Raw genomic sequence first — 20,539 nt, 5'->3', positions numbered from 1 at the left:
CGCGGCTATTTCAAGGCGTTGCCGGTCAAGGTGTCGAACACGCCCCCGCCCGTGCCGCCGGAGCCGGGCACGTAGCCGGTGGTCACGCCAAGCGCGCTGGACATGGAGCCCTGCGGCGGGGGCTTGGCCGGCCCGCCCCCTCCGGCCCCGGCGCCGCTGGCCGCTGCCGCGCAGATCTTGTCCCGCAGATCGGCGGTCTTCTTGTTGTTGGCCACCGCCGAGGTCACCACCTCCGGCGGGATCTGGCACCAGTCCTTATTGTCCTGGAGATATTTGGCGACCTTGGCCTCGGAGGCCGTGAAGGTGCGGAAGAGCGGGCACAACTCCTGCGGCGGCTTCTTCGCCTTGCCGGCGGCCTGCAGGGCCTTGCCCTTTTCCTCCATGTCCTGGCGCAGGGCCATGAAGTCGGTCTGGCAATCGGCGAGGGCGACGCCCGTCCCCATCAGGAAGAGGGCAAGGGTGGCCGCCGACAGGCGCTGGATTTTAGCGTGCACGGACAAATCCCCTTCCGCAGCGTCCCACAAGGTCATACATTTTCCTTACAAAGACCCGACGTATTGGGCAATATCGCGGCAGGCGGCAATATAAGTTCAAATAGCGGGGGAAGACCCCTTCCGCGATGGGCTTTTGCCGGCGCTAAAAAACCGCACGGGCGTGCTTGACGGACATTGCGCCGGAAAGTACCTTCCGCGCAACTTTATGGAAGGTGTGTGCGCACATGCGCAAGTTCGTTGCCATTCTTGTACCCTGGGGCGCCACCAACGGGCCGGCTTGATTGCCGGGACGGGGATTGGTGGCGCGTGACGAGGGGCCTTCGGGCCCCTTCGTCGTTTCTGGACCCCGTGATGTTTCTGGACCCTGTGACAACAGAACGCTTGAGGAATGGTGCGGCGCTGCGGCGGGCACCGGGGAGCAACTGAGATGAACAAGCAGATGACCGGCGCCGAAATGGTCATGCAGGCCCTCGCCGACCAGGGGGTCGAACACCTGTTCGGCTATCCGGGCGGCGCCGTGCTGCCCATCTATGACGCCATGTTCCACCAGAACCAGGTGCAGCACATCCTGGTGCGGCACGAGCAGGCGGCGGTTCATGCGGCCGAGGGTTATGCCCGCTCCTCCGGCAAGGTGGGCGTCGTGCTCGTCACCTCCGGTCCCGGCGCCACCAATGCGGTCACCGGTCTCACCGACGCGCTGATGGATTCCATTCCCCTCGTCTGCATCACCGGCCAGGTGCCCACCCACCTGATTGGCAATGATGCCTTCCAGGAATGCGACACGGTGGGCATCACCCGCCCTTGCACCAAGCACAATTATCTCGTCCGCGACGTGAACGACCTGGCGCGCGTGCTGCACGAGGCCTTCTATGTGGCGCAGAACGGGCGCCCCGGCCCCGTCGTTGTCGACATCCCGAAGGACGTTCAGTTCGCCACCGGCACCTATGTCGGCCGCGAGAATATCGAGCACAAGACCTACAAGCCGAAGCTGTTCGGCGATGCCGACAAGATCGCGGCGGCGGTGGAGATGATCGCCAATGCCAAGCGGCCCATCTTCTATACGGGCGGCGGCGTCATCAATGCCGGGCCGGAGGCGAGCCGCCTGCTGCGCGAGCTGGCCAAGCTCACCGGCGTGCCGGTCACCTCCACGCTGATGGGCCTCGGCGCCTTCCCGGCGGCGAGCAATCAGTGGCTGGGCATGCTGGGCATGCACGGCACCTACGAGGCCAACATGGCCATGCACGGCTGCGACGTCATGGTGTGCATCGGCGCGCGCTTCGACGACCGCATCACCGGCCGCCTGGACGCCTTCGCGCCGGGATCGAAGAAGATCCACATCGACATCGACCCGTCCTCCATCAACAAGAACGTGAAGGTGGACCTGCCCATCATCGGCGATTGCGGCCGGGTGCTGGCGGACCTCGTCTCGGTGTGGAAGGCCAAGGGCGCCCAGGTGGAGAAGGACGCGCTTGAGATCTGGTGGCGGCAGATCGACCGCTGGCGGGGGCGCAACTGCCTCGCCTACCGGGCGTCCGACGAGATCATCAAGCCGCAATACGCCATCGAGCGCCTCTATGCGGCCACCAAGGACAAGGACGTCTACATCACCACGGAAGTGGGGCAGCACCAGATGTGGGCCGCCCAGTTCTTCCGCTTCGAGGAGCCCAATCGCTGGATGACCTCCGGCGGCCTGGGCACCATGGGCTACGGCCTGCCCGCCGCCATCGGCGCGCAGATCGCCCATCCCGAGGCGCTCGTCGTCGACATTGCCGGCGAAGCCTCCATCCTCATGAACATGCAGGAGATGTCGACGGCCGTGCAGTTCGACCTGCCGGTGAAGATCTTCATCCTGAACAACCGCTACATGGGCATGGTGCGCCAGTGGCAGGAACTGCTCCATGGCGGGCGCTACTCCCACTCCTATTCGGAGGCGCTGCCCGACTTCGTGAAGCTGGCGGAAGCCTATGGCGGCGTCGGCATCCGTTGCGAGAAGCCCGGTGACCTCGACGCGGCCATCGCCGAGATGAATGCCATCAAGCGCCCGGTCATCTTCGACTGCATCGTGGACCAGCAGGAAAACTGCTTCCCCATGATCCCGTCGGGCCGCGCGCACAACGAGATGATTCTCGGCGACATGGCGGTGGACCTCGACGAGGCCATCACCGACGAAGGCAAGATGCTGGTGTGACGGACGCCTGACGGCACCGCCCGGTCGCCGCCCCTCACGGGCCGGCCGGGCGGATGCCGCTTGAGAGACCGCGCCGTCCCTTTTTCCTCTGCCCTCCCGCTCGCGGAGGGCATGCCCCACCTTCAAGAGACATCCATGTCCCATCCCGCCGAACCCATCGAGCGCCATACCCTCTCGGTCCTGGTGGACAACGAGCCCGGCGTGCTCGCCCGCGTCATCGGGCTGTTCTCCGGCCGCGGCTACAATATCGACAGCCTGACCGTGTCCGAGGTGAGCCAGGAGACCCATCTCTCGCGCATCACCATCGTCACCACCGGCACCCCCATGGTGATCGAGCAGATCCGCAACCAGCTCGATCGCCTCGTGCCCGTGCACAAGGTGCGCGACCTCACCAAGGAGGCGGTGTCGCTGGAGCGGGAGCTGGCTATGGTGAAGGTGCGCGGCCTCGGCGAGGCGCGCAGCGAGGCGCTCAGGCTGGCGGAAGCGTTCCGCGCCCGGGTCATCGACGCCACCCGCGAGAGCTTCGTGTTCGAGATCACCGGCAAGAGCGACAAGATCGACCAGTTCGCCTGGCTGATGGAGCCCCTCGGCCTCGTGGAGGTGGCGCGCACCGGCGTGGTCGCCATCGCCCGCGGGCCGGAGCCCATGTGAGGCGAGCGCGGGCAGCTATGCACCATGCACTGCGGTAGGCCGAAAGGCATGCCGCACCGCATGGACAGGCGGTGAACGGAGCGCCGCCTTGGGCTTGCCTCGCCGGGTTCCCCTGGATATACGGCGGGGCATCAAGCCCTCGTGCGCCATAGGCGCGAAGGTGGCATTCAGCGCGCATCGTCGGCGTCCCCCTTAGAGCTTCGCCGCCGGAGCGGGAGGACGTTCAAGGCCGGTCGGAAAGCACGCTTCGGGTTCGCCGCCGGCCCTTTTTCACACCCTTTCAAGAACAGCGCCCACAGGAGATGATGATGCGCGTTTACTACGATCGCGATGCCGACCTGAACCTCATCAAGGGGAAGAAGGTCGCCGTCGTCGGCTATGGCAGCCAGGGCCACGCCCATGCGCTCAACATGCGCGATTCCGGCGTGAAGGACGTCGTGATCGCCCTGCGCCCCGGCTCCGCCACCGCCAAGAAGGCCGAGGCCGAGGGCTTCAAGGTCATGACCCCCGCCGAGGCCGCCAAGTGGGCCGACGTGGTGATGATGCTGACCCCCGACGAGCTGCAGGGCGACATCTATCGCGAGAGCCTGCACGACAACATGAAGAACGGCGCCGCGCTGCTCTTCGCCCACGGCCTCAACGTGCACTTCAATCTCATCGAGCCCCGCAAGGACCTCGACGTGCTGATGGTCGCCCCCAAGGGCCCCGGCCACACCGTGCGCTCCGAGTACCAGCGTGGCGGCGGCGTGCCGACCCTCATCGCCATCGCCCAGGACGCCTCGGGCAATGCCCATGACCTCGGCCTCTCCTACGCCTCCGCCATCGGCGGCGGCCGCGCCGGCATCATCGAGACCACGTTCAAGGAAGAGTGCGAGACCGACCTGTTCGGCGAGCAGGTCGTCCTGTGCGGCGGCCTCGTGGAGCTGATCCGCGCCGGCTTCGAGACGCTGGTGGAAGCCGGCTACGCCCCCGAGATGGCCTATTTCGAGTGCCTCCACGAGGTGAAGCTGATCGTCGACCTCATCTATGAGGGCGGCATCGCCAACATGAACTACTCGATCTCCAACACCGCCGAGTATGGCGAGTATGTCACCGGCCCCCGCATCATCACCCCCGAGACCAAGGCGGAGATGAAGCGCGTGCTCGCCGACATCCAGACCGGCAAGTTCACCCGCGACTGGATGCTGGAGAACAAGGTCAACCAGGCCTCCTTCAAGGCCACCCGCGCCCGCGTCAATGCCCACCCCATCGAGGAAGTGGGCGAGAAGCTGCGCGACATGATGCCCTGGATCAAGGCCAAGGCCCTGGTGGACAAGTCCCGCAACTGATCCTCGCGGCTCAGCATGTGCGTCTGGAAGGCGGGCTTCGGCCCGCCTTTCTTTTTGCCTGCGTCAGGCGGGGAGCCGCGAAAAAGGATGGGCACATCGGCCCATTTTTGAATCATTATTATTTTGATCTATTCTATCCGTGAAATCCCTATATTGTCGGGTTTCTTTCCCTGCCTCACATTTGATCCTGCCTGAACGGCGTGCATCCAGAGCGCGATCCCACCCGGCAGCCTCGTCGTCAGGCGGCAGGGCGTTCTCTGGGAATGCTCTAACTTATTGTTTTCACGCGATTTCGGTAGCGAAAACGGGCGCTCGCCCGTGCCGGAATGGCATGCGTTCTTCGTGGCAGCGGCGGATGTTTTTCCGCTGCCGCAGGCATTGAGAAGAGAAGGTCCATGATTGTCACGATCATTTACGGCTCCGATGGCGGAGCCACGAAAGGTGTTGCGTCAAAGATATCCAAGAAAACCAAGGGCCGCGTGGTGGACATCAAGGCCGCCAGCGCGTCCGATTTCGAAGGCTGCGATCTCCTCATCCTCGGGTCCCCCACCTATGGCGCGGGCGACCTCCAGATGGATTGGGAAGCCCATCTGGATACGCTGAAATCATCCAACCTGGACGGCAAGAAGGTCGCCCTGTTCGGAACCGGGGACCAGGCCACCTATCCGGACTCCTTCGTCGACGCCATGGGGGTCCTCTATGACCTCGTGGTGGAGCAGGGCGCGCAGGTGGTCGGCTTCACCGATACGGCCGGCTATGACTTCACCGGATCCTTTGCGGAGCGGGATGGCCAGTTCGTGGGCCTCGCCCTCGATCAGGACGGCCAATCCTCCTTGACCGAGAAGCGAGTCACGGCATGGCTTGCGACCATTCTCTAGATCCCCTCGCGCTGCGGATCTTCAACCACAATGTCTACGAATATCGACGGGGCGTGCGCGCCCTGTTCCTGATGACCATGGGAGAGGGCGACCTCCCGCCCATTCTCACCCGCCTCGCCAACACGGGCATCGACCATTTCGTCCAGCAGGTGACGGCCACCAAGGTGAACCTGTTCTTCGGAAGCCGGGCCTTTGTGGAGACGACGCGCAGCATCGTCACCAAGCCGCTGTGCCAGCTCTCGCCGGAGGAGGATTTCATGCTCGGCACCATGCTCGGCTATGATCGCGAGCAACAATGCCTGCGCTATCTCTCGCGGGTGCTGCGTCCACCGGGGGTGGTGTTGAGCCATTGACGTGGCGCGTGGGGCTGCCAATCTTCGTTGCTCCTGAAGATCGCGGATTCTGCAGGCGGGCCTGGAAGGTCAGGCCGACAATGCCCGCCACGAGGAAACGCCGTGCCCCAGAAGACCGCCCCCCATCTGTTCCTGCGCCTGGATTTCGCCGATGGCCGCCGCCTCGGGCCGGGCAAGATCGCGCTGCTGGAGGCGGTGCGCGAACATGGCTCCATCCTTGCCGGCTCCAAGGCCATCGGGATGAGCTATCGCCGCGCCTGGCTCCTCATGGACGAACTGGACCGCATGTTCGAGGACAAGGTGGTGGTGACCTATCCCGGCCGGCGCGGCAGCGGCACGGAGCTGACGCCGTTCGGCGAGCGGCTCATCGCCCTCTACCGGGCCATGGAGCGCCAGGCCGCCAAGGCCACGCGCGCGGCGGGGGACGAATTGGCCGCCGCGCTCGCCCGCGACTTCCAGGCGGTGGGGGAGGGGAGGCGGGAGAGCGAGGCAGGCTGAGCGCGCGCCGCTTTCCGCTCACGTCTCCCCATCGGCCGCAAAGCGCGGCGAGCGGCTGTCCACCGCCACCGCCTTGATCATGATCCAGACCGGCATGCCCGGCTCCACCGCGAGGCGGTCCGCGCTTTCCGTGGTCACCAGCGCGCGGATGACGGACGAGCCCACATCCACGCCAATGTCCGAATAGGGGCCTTCCTCGCGCCGGATGTCGCGGATGCGGCCGGGCAGGCGGTTGGTGATGGACACGTCCATGGGCCGCGACAAAGAGAGCGCCACGTCGCGCGAGCGGATGCGGGCCCGCACCGGACCGCCCACCGGCCGGTCCACCAGCGGCACCCGCAACTCGCCATCGGCGAAGGCGAGGGTCGACAGGAACAGGTCGGGATCGTGCCGCTTCACCCGGCAATCCAGGATGGTGCCGAGGTCAAACCGCCCCACCACGGACAGAAGATCCGGCCGGGACATCACCTCCGCCACCGGGCCCGAGGCGAGGGCCTGGCCGCTGGCCATGGCCACCACCGTATCGGAGAGACGTAGGACCTCCTCGATGGAATGGCTGACATAGAGAATGGGGAGCGCCAATTCGTCCCGCAGGCGCTCCAGATAGGGCAGGATCTCGGCCTTGCGCTGCTCGTCCAGCGAGGCGAGGGGCTCGTCCATCAGGAGGAGACGGGGCTGGGAGAGCAAGGCGCGGCCGATGGCCACCCGCTGGCGCTCGCCGCCGGACAGCGTATGGGGCCTGCGCTTCAAGAGATGGCCGATGCCGAGCATCTCCACCACGGCGGCAAAGGCGACGGGTCTTTCGCCCACCGCCCGCCGCTCGCCATAGCGCAGGTTCGTCTCCACCGACATGTGCGGAAAGAGCCGGGCTTCCTGGAAGACATAGCCCACCCGGCGTCTTTCCATGGGCAGGTCGATGCGGCCCGCCGAATCGAAGAAGGTCTCGCCGGCCACGCGGATACGCCCGCTATCCGGCCGCACCGCTCCGGCCACCATCTGAATCAGCGTGGTCTTGCCGCAGCCCGACCGGCCGAACAGAGAGGTCACGCCCCGCTCGGGCGCGGTGAACCGGATCGCCAGCCGGAAGTCGGCCGCGCGCTGGAGGGCCACGTCGATCTCAATCATGCCCGCCCCAATGCGCGCTTGAGCTGCTTGTCCGCAAAGTTCGCCATCATCAGCGCGCCCAGCGCGAGCACCACCGACACCAGAGACAGGCGCGCCGCGATGGCGTCGCCATCCGGCATATGGGTGGCACTGTAGATGGCGAGGGGAATGGTGCGGGTCTGGCCCTCGATGTTGGAGACGAAGGTGATGGTGGCGCCGAACTCGCCCAGCGCCGAGGCGAGGCAGATGAGCGCCCCCGAGAGGATGCCCGGCGCCATCAGCGGCAAGGTGACGGAGAAGAACACGTCGATCCGCGAGGCACCAAGCGTGCGGGCCGCCGTCTCCAGGCCCTTGTCCACCGCATCGAGGGAAAGGCGGATGGCATTCACCGACAAGGGAAAGCTCACCACCGCCGCCGCCACCGTGGCGCCCGCCGTGGAGAAGATGAGCCGGATGCCGAACCACTCATAGAGATACTGGCCGAGAAAGCCCTTCGAGCCGAGCGTGAGCAGCAGCAGATAACCCACCACCACGCGCGGCAGGACGAGGGGCAAATGCAGGATGCCATCAAGGAGGCCCTTGCCGGGGAAATGCGTCCGCGACAGCACCCAGGCAAAGGCGATGGCAGGCGGCAGGCTCCACACCGTGGCCCAGAAGGCCACTTCCAAGCTGAGATGGACCGCTGTCCATTCATCAGGGGTCAGCATGAGGGATCCTCAACGGGCTTTGCGCCGGCCGGCGCCGGGTCGCGTTCCATCCTGCACCGCATGGGGGCGGCAGGTCAGGCCTCTTTTCAGCGCACGGCGGATCAACACGAGGCTGCCCTGGCCCCTCGCAGGGGTCAGGACAGCCGCGCTTCACTGCTCCAGGGGAAGGTTCAGAGCACCGTGAAGCCGTATTTGACGAAGATCGCCTTCGCCTGCGGGCCCTTCAGATAGTCGAAGAAGGCCTTGGCCGCGGGCGTGTCCTGGCCCTTTACGAGGGCGAAGGGATAGACGATCTCCGGGTGGCTGGACGCCGGGAAGGTGCCGGCCACCTTCACATTCTTGGCCACCGCCGCGTCGGTGGCATAGACAATGCCAGCGGCGGCTTCACCGCGTTCCACCAAAGCCAGCGCCGCGCGCACGCTTTCGGCGCCGACAATGCGGGGACGGAACTGGTCCCACACCCCGAGCTTGGTCAAGGCCGCCTTGGCATAGATGCCCACGGGTACGCTTTCGGTGATGCCAGTGGCGAGCTTGCCATCGGGCCCGAGCAGGGCGTCCGCATTCAGCTTGTCGTCGATGGTGACGGTGCGCGACTTGTCGGCGGGGACGATCAGGACCAGGGCATTGCTGAGCAGCGGAGTGCGGGTGGCGGGGATGATCAGGTCCTTGGACTGGGCATAGTCCACCCACTTGTTGTCCGCCGACACGAAGATGTTGGCGGGGGCGCCCGCCTCCATCTGCTTGGCAAGGTCCGAGGAGGCGGCAAAGGAGAAGCGGATCGTGTCCTTGGACGTCTCCCCATAGGCCTTGGCAATGTCCTGGAGCGCATTGGTGAGGCTGGCGGCGGCAAACACCGTCACCTGCTCGGCGCGGGCGGCCACGGGCGCGGAAATGAGCGCGGACGCCAGCCCGGCAGCGAGAAAAAGACGCCGCGAAAGGCGCCGGAACGGACCGGAAAGCGACATGAAGGAATCCTCGACGTTATATCCAATCGTATATAGCAATTCTTGCCGCATGCCCCGGCCGCCCGTCAACTGCGGGAATGCCCGATGAGCCGAACCGGCGCCATGCCGCCGGCCATTCGGCGCCCGGCGCTTGCCGCACCGCGAAAGCGCATGTCATAAGCAAAGCTAAGACAAGCGCTTGCACGACCCTGACGCCGCCGGCCCGCCGATCGCGGGAACGCGCGGCGCGAACCAGGATGGAAGCCGCGGCCGGTGACGCAACCCCACATGCCCCTGAGCGCCGCCTCGGCCCAAGGCGCGGACCTCCTGCCGCTGGTGGTGGACCTGGACGGCACCTTGACGCCCTCCGACACCCTCCATGAATCCTGCCTTGCGGTGCTGAAGACAATCTCCGCCTCCGGCCTTGGCCCCTGCCTCGCCCTTCTGCCGCACCTGCGTGCCGGCAAGGCCGCCTTCAAGCGCGCGGTGGCGCAGACCGTGGTGCTGGATCACGAGGCTTTGCCCCTCAATGAACCCTTCCTGGACTGGCTGAGGCAGGAGCATCGGGCTGGCCGGCCGCTTTATCTGGTCACCGCCGCCGACCAGTCCATCGCGGACGCCGTTGCCCGGCACCTCAACCTGTTTGATGGGGCGTTCGGATCGGCGGACGGCGTGAACCTATCTGGCGACCGAAAGCTCGCCCTCATCCGCGAGCGGATCGGAGGGCGGTTCCTCTATGCGGGCGATGCCCCGGTGGACGCCCCCCTGTTCGCGGCGGCGGAGGCGGCGGTGCTGGTGGGGAACACCAAGCGGTTGGAAGCCTTGATCCCCCCGGAAAAGCCGGTTCTTCAGCGCTTTCCAACCGCGGTTCCGGGCCTCCTCACCTGGGCGAAGGCGTTCCGCCTGCCCCATTGGTCGAAGAACCTCCTGGTCTTCGTTGCCCCCTTTCTCGCCTTCCACCACGCCCCGGGCGGTGTCCTGGTTCAGGCGCTTTTTCTCTTTCTGGCCATGGGGTTGCTGGCCTCGGCCACCTATGTGGCGAACGACCTTCTCGACCTGCCGGCCGACAGGCGCCACCCGCGCAAGCGCATGCGCCCCTTCGCTGCGGGGCTTATCCCCCCCAAGCAGGGGGTAATGGCCGCGTGTGGTCTTCTTTTGCTTGCAGTTCTCCTAGCATTTAGCCTTCCGGTGAGTGTTAGACTGACGCTCATTGGCTATGCGGTGGTGACTCTGGCCTATTCGTTCGGATTGAAGCAGCAACCCATCGTGGATGTCTTCGTTTTGGCCGGATTATTCACCTTACGCATACTGGCGGGCACCTTGCTTCTTCCAGGACCCCCATCGCCCTGGCTCTTGACGTTCTCCATGTTTTTCTTCCTGGGCCTCGCCATGGTCAAGCGCCATGCGGAGCTGGATCGTGTGGTGCGGGAAGGCGGCAGGGGCGTCGCCTCCAGAGGCTATACGGCCCGCGACTTGCCGCTTCTTCTGGCTGCTGGGGTGGCTTCCAGCTTCGCTGCCATCGTCATGTTCATGATCTACCTGATTGGCGAGCAGTATCCGAATGGCATGTATAGCCATCCTGGTCTTTTATGGATCATGATGCCGGTGCTTCTCATCTTCGTCTTGCGGGTGTGGCATCTGACGGTACACGGCCGGATGAACGAAGATCCTGTGATGTTCGCGCTGAAAGACAAGACGTCCCTCGCGCTCGGCGTCGTCGCCCTCGCCGCCCTCGCTCTGGCGCTGTAAGGTTATGGAATACCGTAAGTCTGTCCGCCGTTCGGCCAGCCACACCTCCTGGGGCAACGTCATCCGGGCTGAGCATGACGTTGTCTCCCCCGGAGAACCCCTTGAAGCTGCAAGGCTTTTATCCTCTGTCCCAGCCGGTCATGCCATCCCGCGCGGCTGCGGCCGATCCTATGGCGACGTGGCACTCAATCCCGGCCGGCTGCTGGTCGAGACCCGCCGGCTCGACCGTTTCATCGCCTTCGACCCGTCGACCGGCCTCCTGACCTGCGAAGCCGGCGTCACCCTGGCCGAGATCCTACGCGCCACCTCCCGCCCGGATCCGGACGGCTCCGGCTGGCTGCTGCCCGTGGTGCCGGGAACGCGCTTCGTGACCGTCGGCGGCGCCATCGCCAACGACGTCCACGGCAAGAACGCCCACGTCTTCGGCAGCTTCGGAAACCACCTGGAAGCCCTTGATCTTGCAAGAAGCGACGGGCAGATCCTCATCTGTTCCGCCACCTCCAATCCGGACCTGTTCGCCGCCACCATTGGCGGTCTCGGCCTGACCGGCCTGATCCTGCGCGCCACCTTGCGGCTGCGGCGGGTGGAGGGGCTGGCGCTGGAAAGCGAAGAGATTCGCTTCGCCCGCCTCGCCGATTTCTTCGCCCTGGACGCCGGAAGCGCCGCCGATTGGGAATATACCGCCGCCTGGATCGACTGCCTGGCAAAAGGGGAGCACCTGGGGCGTGGCATTTACCTGCGCGCCCGTCACGCTGCTGGCGTCGGCGCCCCGCCGCCCGCCCTTGGCCCGCGCCGTTCCGTGCCGGTCGCGCCCCCGCTTTCATTGGTCAACGGCCTTTCGGTGCGCGCCTTCAATGCCGCCTACTGGCGCAAGCTCGGCAGCAAGGACCGGATCCGGCGCGTGGCGCCTTATGAGAGCGCCTTCTTCCCCCTGGATGCCCTGGGGGGCTGGAACCGCCTCTACGGCCCCAAGGGTTTCTTTCAATTCCAATGCGTTGTGCCGGGCGAAGCCGAAGCCGTGACCCGGGCGCTGCTCGCCGCCATTGCGGCCTCCGGCCAAGGCTCCATGCTGGTGGTGCTGAAGCGCTTCGGCCATGTGGCATCACCGGGGTTGCTATCATTCCCCATGCCCGGCATCACGCTGGCGCTGGATTTTCCGAACACCGGGGCAGAGACGGTGGGGCTCTTGAAGCGGCTCGAGGCCATCGCCCTGGAGGCGGGCGGGCGCCTTTATCCGGCCAAGGATGCGCTGATGTCCGCGGAGAGCTTTGCGCGCGGATATCCTGAGGCCGCAACCTTCCGGCGGCATATGGATCCGGCCTTGTCCTCGGCCTTTTCGCGCCGTGTTGGACTGACCGAAGAGGGGACATCATGAGCGGGAAGGGACGTCGCGTAGCCATCTTCGGGGCGACCTCCGAGATCGCCGTGGCTTTCGGGCGCATCTGTGCGGAGGCCCATGACACCCTTGTGCTGGTGGGACGGGACAGCGAGGCGTTGGAACTCCTTGCGGCGGACCTAAAGGTGCGCGGCGCCCACGCAGTCGCCATTTTGCCGGGGGATTTCAACCATATTTCAGGATTGAAAGAGGTCGCTGAGGAGAGCTGGGCGGTCTTTGGGGGGCTCGATCTCGCCCTTATCGCCTATGGCGTCCTGCCGGAGCAGAAGGAGGCGATTGCCGACCCGACCGTCGCGGCGGCTGCGCTCCACATCAATTTCGTCAGCCCGGCCTTGCTCTGTGACCTGCTGGCCGCACGCTTCGAGGCTGCCAAGGCGGGCGCGCTGGCCGTGATCACGTCGGTGGCGGGGGACCGTGGCCGCCAGAGCAATTATGTCTACGGCGCCGCCAAGGGCGGCTTGCAATTTTATCTGGAAGGCCTGCGCCATCGGCTGGCAAAGGCCGGCGTGCCGGTGGTCGACATCCGTCCTGGCTTCGTTGCCACCCGCATGACCGCCCACCTGCCACAAGGCGGACCGCTGTGGGCGACGCCGGAATGCGTGGCGGCGGATATGGACAAGGCGGTCCGCCGCGGCAGCGCGGTGGTCTACACGCCCTGGTTCTGGAGGCTCATTCTCATGGTGGTGCGCGCCCTGCCGCGCCCCCTTTTCCATCGCACCAAGCTGTGAGACGTCCCTCGTCCCCTACGCTCCAGCCTTCGGGATGGGAACCGGCATGAGTCGCGACTTCCTTTTCTTCCTGGTCATTGGCGGGTTGGCGGCGCTGGTCAACCTCGTCGCCCGCATCGCTTTCAACCTGGTTGTGGACTATCAGGTCGCCATCGTTCTGGCCTATCCGCTGGGGATGGTGGTGGCGTTCCTGCTCAACCGCCATTTCGTCTTCAAGGCCGATGCCCATCCGGCGATGGGACAGATGGTGCGCTTTGCTCTGGTCAATGTGCTGTCCTTGGCGCAGATCTGGATCGTGAGCGTGGGGCTCGTGGAATGGGCCTTTCCCGCCCTCGGCTTCACCTGGCACGCCGAAACGGTGGGCCACGCCATCGGCCTCGGCAGCCCGGCCCTGACCAGCTATTTCGCGCATAAGCACTTTTCGTTCCGGCCGGCCAAATCCGCTTCCTCCATGCCGGACCGAAGATAGGATCCGGGTCGCGCGGACATCCGCTGCGGGCTTGAGGACGCGGATCCACTGTTTCACCCACAATCCAACGCCTTGCCGTGCCGGTCTAACCGTTTCGTACCTCGATGGAGCGCGGCCGGATGGACACGTCCATGCGGCGTGGCCGCCATGCCCAGCCAGCCGACAGGGAGAGCGAAATGGCCAAGGCCATCATATAGGTGGCTGGCAGTGTGTATTGCGGATTGATGGCAGGGAACGAACTGACATCCACGATGGCAACCACCGCCAGCCGCGAGCCCACAAAGATCCAGGCCGCGCCCGCGCTCAGCCAGGCGGCATCCAGCCGCCTGTGTCGGGCCAGCTGGACGCCCGTCCACACGAAGGCGAGGAGGGAGAGCGCTACCAAGGGCGGAAACACAAACGGCATGCCGCGGAAAAGAGCCCGGATGGTATGGCCAGCCGCATTGGAATGGCGGTTCCAGATGCCGGCGGGATGAAGGGTCGCGACGGTGGCGTCCACATGAAGGGTGCGCGCCCCCTCTGTCCGCGCCGACGCGCCGCCAGGCGCGAGCGGCAGCGAGAGCGAGGACCCGTCCGCAAAGGTGGCTTCAAGCAGGCACGTACCCGCGCAGCTATAATTGGCCGAGAACCGATCATTGACCGCGCCGGGATCGGAAAAGGCGAGCGCCACGTCCGGGCTTGCCATGCGCTGGATGCTGGCGCGAAGGGGAGCGCCCTGTGGGTCCCGGATGGAAAGGGACGGCCAGGCCTCACCCGGTTGCAACCTGATCCAGCCGAGCGTCTCGCGACGGTCGCTGGCGGGGCCATAGGTGCGCGGATAGTTCAAAAAGGACCAATAGAGGTTGAACAACGCCTCGTTGGGTTCGGCTCGGGTGGTGGCGAGGTCGTAGCGCTCGCCTGTCGCGATGGCGGATATCGTCAGCGCCTGGAACAGTCGGCCAGGCAGTGCGAGCCATTGTGCCCATGACATATGGGGAATGTGTGCATAGAGCGTCGGCCGGCAGGTCAAGGCTCCGGCGGCGCAAGCGACGCGGATCTCGTCCGCGATGCGGGAGAAAGTCTCCCGCGCCTGCTCGGGAGAGGCAAAGACCCCTGCGCTGGATGCTGCATCTCGGAAGGCCCACACGAACCAGCCACCGGCAAGCTGGCCGCACGTCTCCGGCAGCGCTTCGCAACTGGTGGCGTACCATTTGGCCAAAGGTCCGTCGGGCCGGAGGTTGGGGGCGAGGCGTGCGAAGGTGGGACTGACCTCGGCAGCCTTCTCCATGGCAGTGGTGGTGACGGGCACCTTTGCACGTGAGCCGCCATCCTCGATGCTTGAGAGGGCGCCGATCGCTTCCTTGAAGGGTCGGTCCTGAAAATCAACGGCCACGAAGGCGCCGTATGTCAGGAAGTTGATCGACAGCAGCATGAGAAGAAGGGCGTAGAAGCCCGCGATCGCGCCTGCAATGCCGGGTAGGACTTTCCAGAATGCCGCTCGGTTGAGGCCGTTCCAGACAAGGCCTGCCAGAAGGAGAGCGGCCAACCCCGGAAGAAACCAGACCCCTTCCTCGCGGGTCAAAAAGGCCCAGGCCAGCGTGGCCCCGCCGGCAAGGCCGAGGCCGAGGCGCGCCTTCCACCCCTCGGGCGGCGCGAACATGACCACCATGCCGCAGGCAAAGACGATCAGCGTCTGGCCCCAATACACCTGGTCGCGGATCACCCGATGGACACCAGCATCGAAGCCTGAAGGGATCAGGAGGAGCAGGATGACCGTGCCGTAGAAGGTGGACCGGGATCGGGTCAGGCGGAGCACCGCGACGGCGGCGACAAGGACCGCCAGGAGATGGAACAGGGCGTGGCCGATGGAGACCGGTCCGCCGAAAAGCGTTGCAAGGGCGACAAAGAGCGGATAGCCGGGCCCCTTCATCAGCGTGTACTGGTCATAAGCACCGAGCCATTGTCCCGATGCGATATGGCTCGCCATCCGCATGAAATAGCCGTCATCGTGGCCGGCGGCTGGGATGAGGAGGAGGCGACTGTTCACCTCCACGTAAAAACGCGCGGCGAAAAGGATTAGGAGCAGCACAAAGTCGCGGCCCCGCAGGCGTGGCATCTGGTCTTCGGAGATCGATCTGTCCACGCCGCCGCTCGTCACACCCGCACCTCTGCCTTTGGGCCTTCTGGAGAGCCCGCGGGATCGGCCGCCAGGCTGGAAAGTCGCAGCCGCCGCGCCCGTGCCGCCCCACCCATCGGGAAGGTCTCAGAACGCCTTGAAAGTAATGATCGTGCGCGTGTCCTGAATACCGGGTATGCCCTGGACCTGTTCGTTCACGAAGTGACCGATGTCGATGTCGTCGGCCACATAGAACTTCACGAGGAGGTCGAAGTCGCCGGCGGTCGAATAGATCTCGGAGGCGATTTCCTTGTCGGCCAACGCATTGGCCACCTCATAGGAGCGGCCGAGCTGGCACTTGATCTGCATGAAGAAGGGAACCACGGCGAACCTCCTGGACAGGGCGGCAAAGTGGACAAAACAGCCGCCTCTTGCAAGCCCGTCACCGGCCAATCCTTGAAGCGGGAAGGTGGGTTGGCTACATGAAAGGGATCTCGTCGGGGTGTCCCGCATCATGTGGGGCTGAGAGGCAGGCGCCAACCCGCGAACCTGATCCGGATCATGCCGGCGAAGGGAAGCGAGGACGGCCGGACGCATGGTGTCGGGGCCATCGGACCTTCCCGCTCCGGCGCGGGAGGCCCCATGGCAGAGCGCGTTCCCCCCATTGCCGTCACCGTTGCGGGCTCGGATTCCAGCGGCGGCGCGGGCATCCAGGCGGACCTGAAGACGTTCTCGGCGCTCGGTGTCTATGGCGCCAGCATCCTCACGGCCCTGACGGCCCAGAATACGCTGGGGGTGAGCGCCATCCACGACGTGCCGCCTGATTTCATCACAGCCCAGTTCGACGCGGTCTTCTCCGACCTCAAGGTGGAGGCGGTGAAGATCGGCATGCTCTCGCGGCCAGCCGCCATTGAGGCGGTGGCCGCTGGGCTGGACCGCTGGGCGCCGAAGGCGGTGGTCCTTGATCCCGTCATGGTGGCAGCATCGGGTGCGCGCCTGCTGGAACCGGAGGCCATGGACGCCCTGAAGGCAATGCTTCTGCCGCGCGCCCACGTCTTGACCCCGAACCTGCCGGAAGCCGCTGCTCTCCTCGATGCGCCGGTGGCGGAGACGGAGGCACAGATGCAGTCCCAGGCCGAACAGCTCATGGTCCTCGGCGCCCGCTGCGTCCTCATGAAGGGGGGGCATGGCGGCGGGCCGGAGAGCGTGGATCTCCTGGTGGACAGCAAGGGCGTCACGCGGCTCGCGGCTCCCCGCCATGCCAGCCGAAACACCCATGGCACCGGCTGCACCCTTTCTTCCGCCATTGCCGCCGGACTGGCCCAAGGCAAGGGCCTCGCCGATGCGGTGGATGCGGCCAAGGCCTATATCACAGGCGCCATCGCGGCCGCCGATGGCCTGGATGTGGGGCGCGGACACGGGCCCGTGCACCACTTCTTTGCCCTTTGGAATTGAGCCCGCATCAGGGCCCGGCCCGCGGCAATTCGTCTTGCATTCGCCGGCTCGTACGTTAATACGAACATTGGTTCGCAAAGATGGAACGCCATGTCGCAGCGCGAAAAGGGGGGCGAACGCCCCCTTGAAACGGGGGCCCAGGTCATCACCGGGCAGCTGGGAAAGACCATCCAGCGCCTGAGAAAGGCCTACAACCTTTCCCTCTCCGATTTGTCCGAACAATCGGGCGTTGCCAAGTCCATCATCAGCCAGATCGAGCGCAACGAGACCAACCCGACCTTGGCCACCATCTGGCGCCTGTCGCAGGCCCTGGACATGTCGGTGGAGCGCGTGCTCGCCTCTTCCGACGAGGCGCCGTTCGTGGAGAAGCTCACCCGGGCCGATACGCCCATCCTGCTGTCGGATGACGGCCGCTGCCGTCTGACCATCATCGGATGGATCAAGACGGTGGAGTGGCTGCAATATTACGACTTCCAGGCGGAGCCGGGCGGCGAGCTGGACTCCGATCCGCACCAGCGCGGCTCCATCGAATGCCTGAGCGTCGTGTCCGGCGCGCTGGAGGTGGAGGTGGGCGGCGTGACGGAGACCGCCAAGGCCGGCGAGACCCTGCGCTATCGCTGCGACCGTCGCCACACCATCCGCAATGTGGGGACGGAGCCTGCCCACGCCTTCATGGTGTGCCTCCTGAAGGCGGCTGTGCTCGACTGAGCCATAGGAATAAGCCAGGAGAAGAAGAGGCGCTTGGCCTCTTCTTCAATAGACATCCCGCCGGTAGAGCCCTTCGGCGGCAAGGCGGTCCAGTTCGTCGGTTCCCAGGATGGTCCGCAGCCTCTCGTCCACCGCGCCCGCCATTCCGGCGATGCTGCCGCACACGAAGATGGCGGCGCCGTCGTCCACCCATGCCTTCACGGTGTCGGCGGCTGCCGCGAGGCGATCCTGGACATAGATGCGCGTATCCTGGTCGCGGGAGAAGGCAAGGTCCAGGCGGGCTATGCCGCCGGACGCCACCCAGCCCGCGATTTCCGTGCGGAAATAGAAGTCATGGGTTTCATTGCGCTCGCCGAAGATCAGCCAGTTGCGGTCGCATCCAGCCTGGATGCGGGCCTTCAGATGGGCGCGCAAGCCGGCAAGGCCCGTGCCGTTTCCGATCAGGATGAGCGGGCGTTCGCCTGATGGGGCATGGAAGCCCGCATTGGGCTTGATCCGCAGTTCGATCTCGCTGCCCAGCGGCGCGTAGGCGGTGAGCCATCCCGAGCCCACGCCGAAGCTGCCATCCGCAGCCCGCGTCTGGCGCACCAGGATTTCGAGCCGGCCATCTTGCGGAATGGAGGCGATGGAATAATCGCGCTCCGGCAGGGGGCGGATAAGATCGGCAAAGCCTTGGGCGGTGACGCCCTCGGGAACCTGGCCGGGCCATGCCCCGCGCAAGGCGATGCCTTCGAGCGCGGTGGCCTCGCCGTGCGCTGCCACCGGCGCAGCCGGATCAAGCGAGAGCGCGGCCAGCTTCTTGCGCACGCGCTCTGGATCATTGCGCGGACGGACTTGGGCGATGTCGCCCGCTTCCCAAGGCGGAAGCGGGCCCGCCATGGGTTCCAGCACCACGTGGAAGGTCGGCAGGCCAATTCCGCCAGGGTTCAGGCAGTGGCGCTCCACCAGCCGCCAGGAGGAGAAGTCCGGTGCGCTCCACTCCTGCCGGACATCGGCGCCCAGGGTTTGGGCAAGCCGCGCCTGCCAGGTGGTGAGGGCGGCCGTGTCTTCTCCGTCCATCTCGACACTGGCAAACAGCGGGCGAGCCCCCTTCTGCCGGAGGCTCTCCTCCAGTTCGCGACCAAAGCCGCAGAAATGACCATAGGTGTGGTCACCCAGTGCCAACAGGGCGAAGCCGACGTGATCCAGGCGGCTGGTCGCGCGCGGGAAGGCGCGCGCAAAAGCACGGGCGGAATCGGGGGCCTCGCCTTCGCCGAAGGTCGAGACGATGAAGAGCACCCGCGTCTCGCGCGCCAGGGCGTCCGCCGTCAGGGTGCCCAGCGAAACCACGCGGCACGGCGTGCCCGCCGCCTTGAGAGCGGAGGCGGTTTGCCAAGCCAGGCGCTCGGCGGTGCCGGTCTGGCTGGCAAAGGCGACGAGCACCGGGGTGGCGGAGCCATCGGTGCCGAAGGAGCCTTCCGCAGCAGCTTTCCGAGCTTGGCCCTTCTTCTTGCGACGGTCGAGATAGAGCATCCAGCCGGTGACCGCGAAAAGCGGCATGAGAAGGCTGGCGATCATCATGAGGATCAGCCCGGGCATGCCGAAGTAGCTGCCCGCGTGCAGGGGGAAGATGCTGCCCATGAGATGCTGGCCGAGGGGCAGTTCATCGAACTTCCGGTGCTGCCTTACGGCCCCGGTTGCATCAAGGACGAGCGTGTTGTTGGCCCGCTCATGGGTGGGATTGGGCAATTGATAGGTGATGGTCAGCGGCTGGTTGCCTTGCGGCAAGCGAAGCGTGGCCGTGCTGTAGGCCCCGGCTTCCCGCTCGAACACTGCCCAGAGGCGGGCAATGTCCAGGGCGGCAGCGGCCGGCCTTCCGCTGGCCTGGCCCATCGCCGACGGGCGCGGGCGGTCTGGCGCAGGCTGCCGCTCGGCGGATGCGGGGCCGGCGCCTTGTCCCTGGACCGATGGACCGGTGGCGGATTGGCTCTGCCCTTGCCCTTGGTTTGGGCCTTGGTTTGGGCCTTGGCTTGGGCTCTGGGCCTGGGCGGCCTGAGGCGGGCCGGGGCGGGGGCCTTGCTGGGCGGGGCGGGGTGTTCCCGTGATGTCGAACAATGCGTTTCGATACCAGTCGTAGGACCAGTAGAGACCGGTGAGGGAGGCCAGGAGATAGAAGGGCAGGACCCAGGTCCCAATGACCGAATGCAACTCCCACAGAAGGCTGCGACCACTTCGGTTGAGGTTCAGGTGAAACCAGGACCGCCACTGCAACGGGCGGCGGGGCCAGCGCAGGTAAAGACCGGACAGGCTGAGCACGATGAGGGCGATGGTGGACGCGCCGACAATATGCTTTCCCACATCGCCAGCGGCCAGCCAGCGGTGGATCTGCATAATGAAGCGGAAGGTGTCCTGCCCCGCGACGGCTCCCAGAAGACGGCCATCATAAGGGTTCACGTATCGCATCTCGCCGCGCGGGCCGCCTGTGCCCCCTGGCAGGGGGGCGAACGTGACGCGGGCAGCGCTTTCAGGGTCCGCATAGACGGTCAGGGCGGTGATGGTGCGGTCCGGGGCGTCCGCCCGGATCTTGTCCAGCAGGGCAGCCGGCGGCAAAGGACCGCCGGGCCGCGCGTCCACGGTCATGACGCCGGGATTGAGGGCGCGCAGGATTTCGCCCTCGAAGGACAGCAGGCCCCCTGTGACGCCCACGATGGCGAGGACGATGCCGGCCGTGATCCCCAGTAGCCAATGGGTCTGAAACCAAAGGGCTTTCAGCATGGCGCGCCTCCCGAAGGGAGAGTGTGGAGGGCGGGCAGTG

The 20,539-nt window shown here is 65.8% G+C and carries 19 protein-coding genes and 1 riboswitch; of the genes, 12 read left to right on the top strand and 7 right to left on the bottom strand.

Features of this window, described 5'->3' with window-relative positions:
• Nucleotides 1-5 precede the first annotated feature (5 nt).
• Nucleotides 6-530: a hypothetical protein gene (locus PV781_RS03270; protein WP_274774204.1), complete on the bottom strand. Its 525-nt coding sequence runs from the start codon at nucleotides 528-530 to the stop codon at nucleotides 6-8.
• Between the two features lie 391 nt (nucleotides 531-921).
• On the opposite strand from PV781_RS03270, the gene PV781_RS03265 reads away from it, so the two are divergent.
• From PV781_RS03265 to PV781_RS03240, 6 genes are all read left to right on the top strand, one after another.
• Entirely contained in the window at nucleotides 922-2,682 is a 1,761-nt protein-coding gene (locus PV781_RS03265) for an acetolactate synthase 3 large subunit (RefSeq protein WP_274774203.1), read from the top strand.
• A 135-nt stretch (nucleotides 2,683-2,817) separates the two neighbouring features.
• A complete protein-coding gene (gene ilvN / locus PV781_RS03260; RefSeq protein ID WP_274774202.1) occupies nucleotides 2,818-3,333 on the top strand; it encodes an acetolactate synthase small subunit in 516 nt (171 codons plus the stop codon).
• 308 nt (nucleotides 3,334-3,641) lie between these two features.
• Complete coding sequence (gene ilvC / locus PV781_RS03255; RefSeq protein ID WP_274774201.1) at nucleotides 3,642-4,661, top strand: ketol-acid reductoisomerase; 1,020 nt, start codon at nucleotides 3,642-3,644, stop codon at nucleotides 4,659-4,661.
• Between the two features lie 395 nt (nucleotides 4,662-5,056).
• Nucleotides 5,057-5,539 carry a flavodoxin FldA gene (fldA, locus tag PV781_RS03250; protein WP_274774200.1) on the top strand — a complete coding sequence of 161 codons (483 nt, stop codon included), beginning with the start codon at nucleotides 5,057-5,059 and terminating at the stop codon, nucleotides 5,537-5,539.
• Nucleotides 5,518-5,892 carry a DUF2023 family protein gene (locus PV781_RS03245; protein ID WP_209104503.1) on the top strand — a complete coding sequence of 125 codons (375 nt, stop codon included), beginning with the start codon at nucleotides 5,518-5,520 and terminating at the stop codon, nucleotides 5,890-5,892. The genes fldA and PV781_RS03245 overlap by 22 nt, the downstream gene beginning before the upstream one ends.
• A 102-nt stretch (nucleotides 5,893-5,994) precedes the next feature.
• A complete protein-coding gene (locus PV781_RS03240) occupies nucleotides 5,995-6,390 on the top strand; it encodes a winged helix-turn-helix domain-containing protein (RefSeq protein WP_274774199.1) in 396 nt (131 codons plus the stop codon).
• A gap of 18 nt (nucleotides 6,391-6,408) precedes the next feature.
• Here PV781_RS03240 and modC read toward each other — a convergent pair whose 3' ends face one another.
• The 3 genes from modC to modA form a co-directional block, all read right to left on the bottom strand.
• Nucleotides 6,409-7,515 (bottom strand): molybdenum ABC transporter ATP-binding protein, encoded by a 1,107-nt coding sequence (gene modC, locus PV781_RS03235; RefSeq protein ID WP_274774198.1) that lies wholly within the window; start codon nucleotides 7,513-7,515, stop codon nucleotides 6,409-6,411.
• Entirely contained in the window at nucleotides 7,512-8,201 is a 690-nt protein-coding gene (gene modB, locus PV781_RS03230) for a molybdate ABC transporter permease subunit (protein WP_274774197.1), read from the bottom strand. Before modB ends, modC begins: the two co-directional genes overlap by 4 nt.
• Before the next feature lie 170 nt (nucleotides 8,202-8,371).
• On the bottom strand, nucleotides 8,372-9,166 hold the full coding sequence (gene modA / locus PV781_RS03225) for a molybdate ABC transporter substrate-binding protein (protein ID WP_274774196.1): 795 nt from the start codon (nucleotides 9,164-9,166) through the stop codon (nucleotides 8,372-8,374).
• 252 nt (nucleotides 9,167-9,418) lie between these two features.
• On the opposite strand from modA, the gene PV781_RS03220 reads away from it, so the two are divergent.
• From PV781_RS03220 to PV781_RS03205, 4 genes are read left to right on the top strand one after another with little or no spacing between them, the layout of a single operon-like run.
• Nucleotides 9,419-10,894, top strand: a complete 1,476-nt coding sequence (locus PV781_RS03220; protein ID WP_274774195.1) for a UbiA family prenyltransferase — start codon at nucleotides 9,419-9,421, stop codon at nucleotides 10,892-10,894.
• A 4-nt stretch (nucleotides 10,895-10,898) separates the two neighbouring features.
• The gene (locus PV781_RS03215; protein ID WP_274774194.1) at nucleotides 10,899-12,269 is read left to right on the top strand and encodes an FAD-binding oxidoreductase; all 1,371 of its coding nucleotides are present in this window, start codon (nucleotides 10,899-10,901) and stop codon (nucleotides 12,267-12,269) included.
• Nucleotides 12,266-13,018 (top strand): SDR family NAD(P)-dependent oxidoreductase, encoded by a 753-nt coding sequence (locus PV781_RS03210; RefSeq protein ID WP_274774193.1) that lies wholly within the window; start codon nucleotides 12,266-12,268, stop codon nucleotides 13,016-13,018. The genes PV781_RS03215 and PV781_RS03210 overlap by 4 nt, the downstream gene beginning before the upstream one ends.
• Before the next feature lie 46 nt (nucleotides 13,019-13,064).
• Complete coding sequence (locus PV781_RS03205) at nucleotides 13,065-13,487, top strand: GtrA family protein (protein WP_274774192.1); 423 nt, start codon at nucleotides 13,065-13,067, stop codon at nucleotides 13,485-13,487.
• Nucleotides 13,488-13,572: 85 nt separating this feature from the next.
• On the opposite strand, the gene PV781_RS03200 is transcribed toward PV781_RS03205, so the two are convergent.
• Together PV781_RS03200 and PV781_RS03195 are read right to left on the bottom strand one after the other, a co-directional pair.
• Complete coding sequence (locus PV781_RS03200; protein ID WP_274774191.1) at nucleotides 13,573-15,609, bottom strand: hypothetical protein; 2,037 nt, start codon at nucleotides 15,607-15,609, stop codon at nucleotides 13,573-13,575.
• A 120-nt stretch (nucleotides 15,610-15,729) separates the two neighbouring features.
• Nucleotides 15,730-15,966: an Lrp/AsnC ligand binding domain-containing protein gene (locus PV781_RS03195; protein ID WP_274774190.1), complete on the bottom strand. Its 237-nt coding sequence runs from the start codon at nucleotides 15,964-15,966 to the stop codon at nucleotides 15,730-15,732.
• A 104-nt stretch (nucleotides 15,967-16,070) separates the two neighbouring features.
• Nucleotides 16,071-16,176, top strand: a riboswitch (TPP riboswitch).
• A gap of 48 nt (nucleotides 16,177-16,224) precedes the next feature.
• Here PV781_RS03195 and thiD point away from each other — a divergent pair.
• Together thiD and PV781_RS03185 are read left to right on the top strand one after the other, a co-directional pair.
• Nucleotides 16,225-17,037: a bifunctional hydroxymethylpyrimidine kinase/phosphomethylpyrimidine kinase gene (thiD, locus tag PV781_RS03190; protein ID WP_274774189.1), complete on the top strand. Its 813-nt coding sequence runs from the start codon at nucleotides 16,225-16,227 to the stop codon at nucleotides 17,035-17,037.
• Nucleotides 17,038-17,127: 90 nt separating this feature from the next.
• Nucleotides 17,128-17,745 (top strand): helix-turn-helix domain-containing protein, encoded by a 618-nt coding sequence (locus tag PV781_RS03185; protein ID WP_274774188.1) that lies wholly within the window; start codon nucleotides 17,128-17,130, stop codon nucleotides 17,743-17,745.
• A 45-nt stretch (nucleotides 17,746-17,790) separates the two neighbouring features.
• Here the strand turns inward: PV781_RS03185 and PV781_RS03180 are convergent, their stop codons facing one another.
• Entirely contained in the window at nucleotides 17,791-20,499 is a 2,709-nt protein-coding gene (locus tag PV781_RS03180) for a sulfite reductase flavoprotein subunit alpha (protein WP_274774187.1), read from the bottom strand.
• Nucleotides 20,500-20,539 lie beyond the last annotated feature (40 nt).

Origin of the sequence: Aquabacter sediminis (assembly GCF_028863665.1) — a bacterium.
Taxonomy (GTDB): Bacteria; Pseudomonadota; Alphaproteobacteria; order Rhizobiales; family Xanthobacteraceae; genus L1I39.
Note: the sequence above shows the minus strand (reverse complement) of the source record. Positions and strands in the feature narration are given on the sequence as shown.

Coding starts and splice junctions, on each gene's coding strand:
- PV781_RS03180 (WP_274774187.1), bottom strand. CDS start 20,499: ATGCTGAAAGCCCTTTGGTTTCAGACCCATTGGCTACTGGGGATCACG.
- PV781_RS03270 (WP_274774204.1), bottom strand. CDS start 530: ATGACCTTGTGGGACGCTGCGGAAGGGGATTTGTCCGTGCACGCTAAA.
- modC (WP_274774198.1), bottom strand. CDS start 7,515: ATGATTGAGATCGACGTGGCCCTCCAGCGCGCGGCCGACTTCCGGCTG.
- thiD (WP_274774189.1), top strand. CDS start 16,225: ATGGCAGAGCGCGTTCCCCCCATTGCCGTCACCGTTGCGGGCTCGGAT.
- PV781_RS03210 (WP_274774193.1), top strand. CDS start 12,266: ATGAGCGGGAAGGGACGTCGCGTAGCCATCTTCGGGGCGACCTCCGAG.
- ilvN (WP_274774202.1), top strand. CDS start 2,818: ATGTCCCATCCCGCCGAACCCATCGAGCGCCATACCCTCTCGGTCCTG.
- PV781_RS03185 (WP_274774188.1), top strand. CDS start 17,128: ATGTCGCAGCGCGAAAAGGGGGGCGAACGCCCCCTTGAAACGGGGGCC.
- PV781_RS03205 (WP_274774192.1), top strand. CDS start 13,065: ATGAGTCGCGACTTCCTTTTCTTCCTGGTCATTGGCGGGTTGGCGGCG.
- fldA (WP_274774200.1), top strand. CDS start 5,057: ATGATTGTCACGATCATTTACGGCTCCGATGGCGGAGCCACGAAAGGT.
- modA (WP_274774196.1), bottom strand. CDS start 9,166: ATGTCGCTTTCCGGTCCGTTCCGGCGCCTTTCGCGGCGTCTTTTTCTC.
- PV781_RS03215 (WP_274774194.1), top strand. CDS start 10,899: ATGGAATACCGTAAGTCTGTCCGCCGTTCGGCCAGCCACACCTCCTGG.
- modB (WP_274774197.1), bottom strand. CDS start 8,201: ATGCTGACCCCTGATGAATGGACAGCGGTCCATCTCAGCTTGGAAGTG.
- PV781_RS03245 (WP_209104503.1), top strand. CDS start 5,518: ATGGCTTGCGACCATTCTCTAGATCCCCTCGCGCTGCGGATCTTCAAC.
- ilvC (WP_274774201.1), top strand. CDS start 3,642: ATGCGCGTTTACTACGATCGCGATGCCGACCTGAACCTCATCAAGGGG.
- PV781_RS03265 (WP_274774203.1), top strand. CDS start 922: ATGAACAAGCAGATGACCGGCGCCGAAATGGTCATGCAGGCCCTCGCC.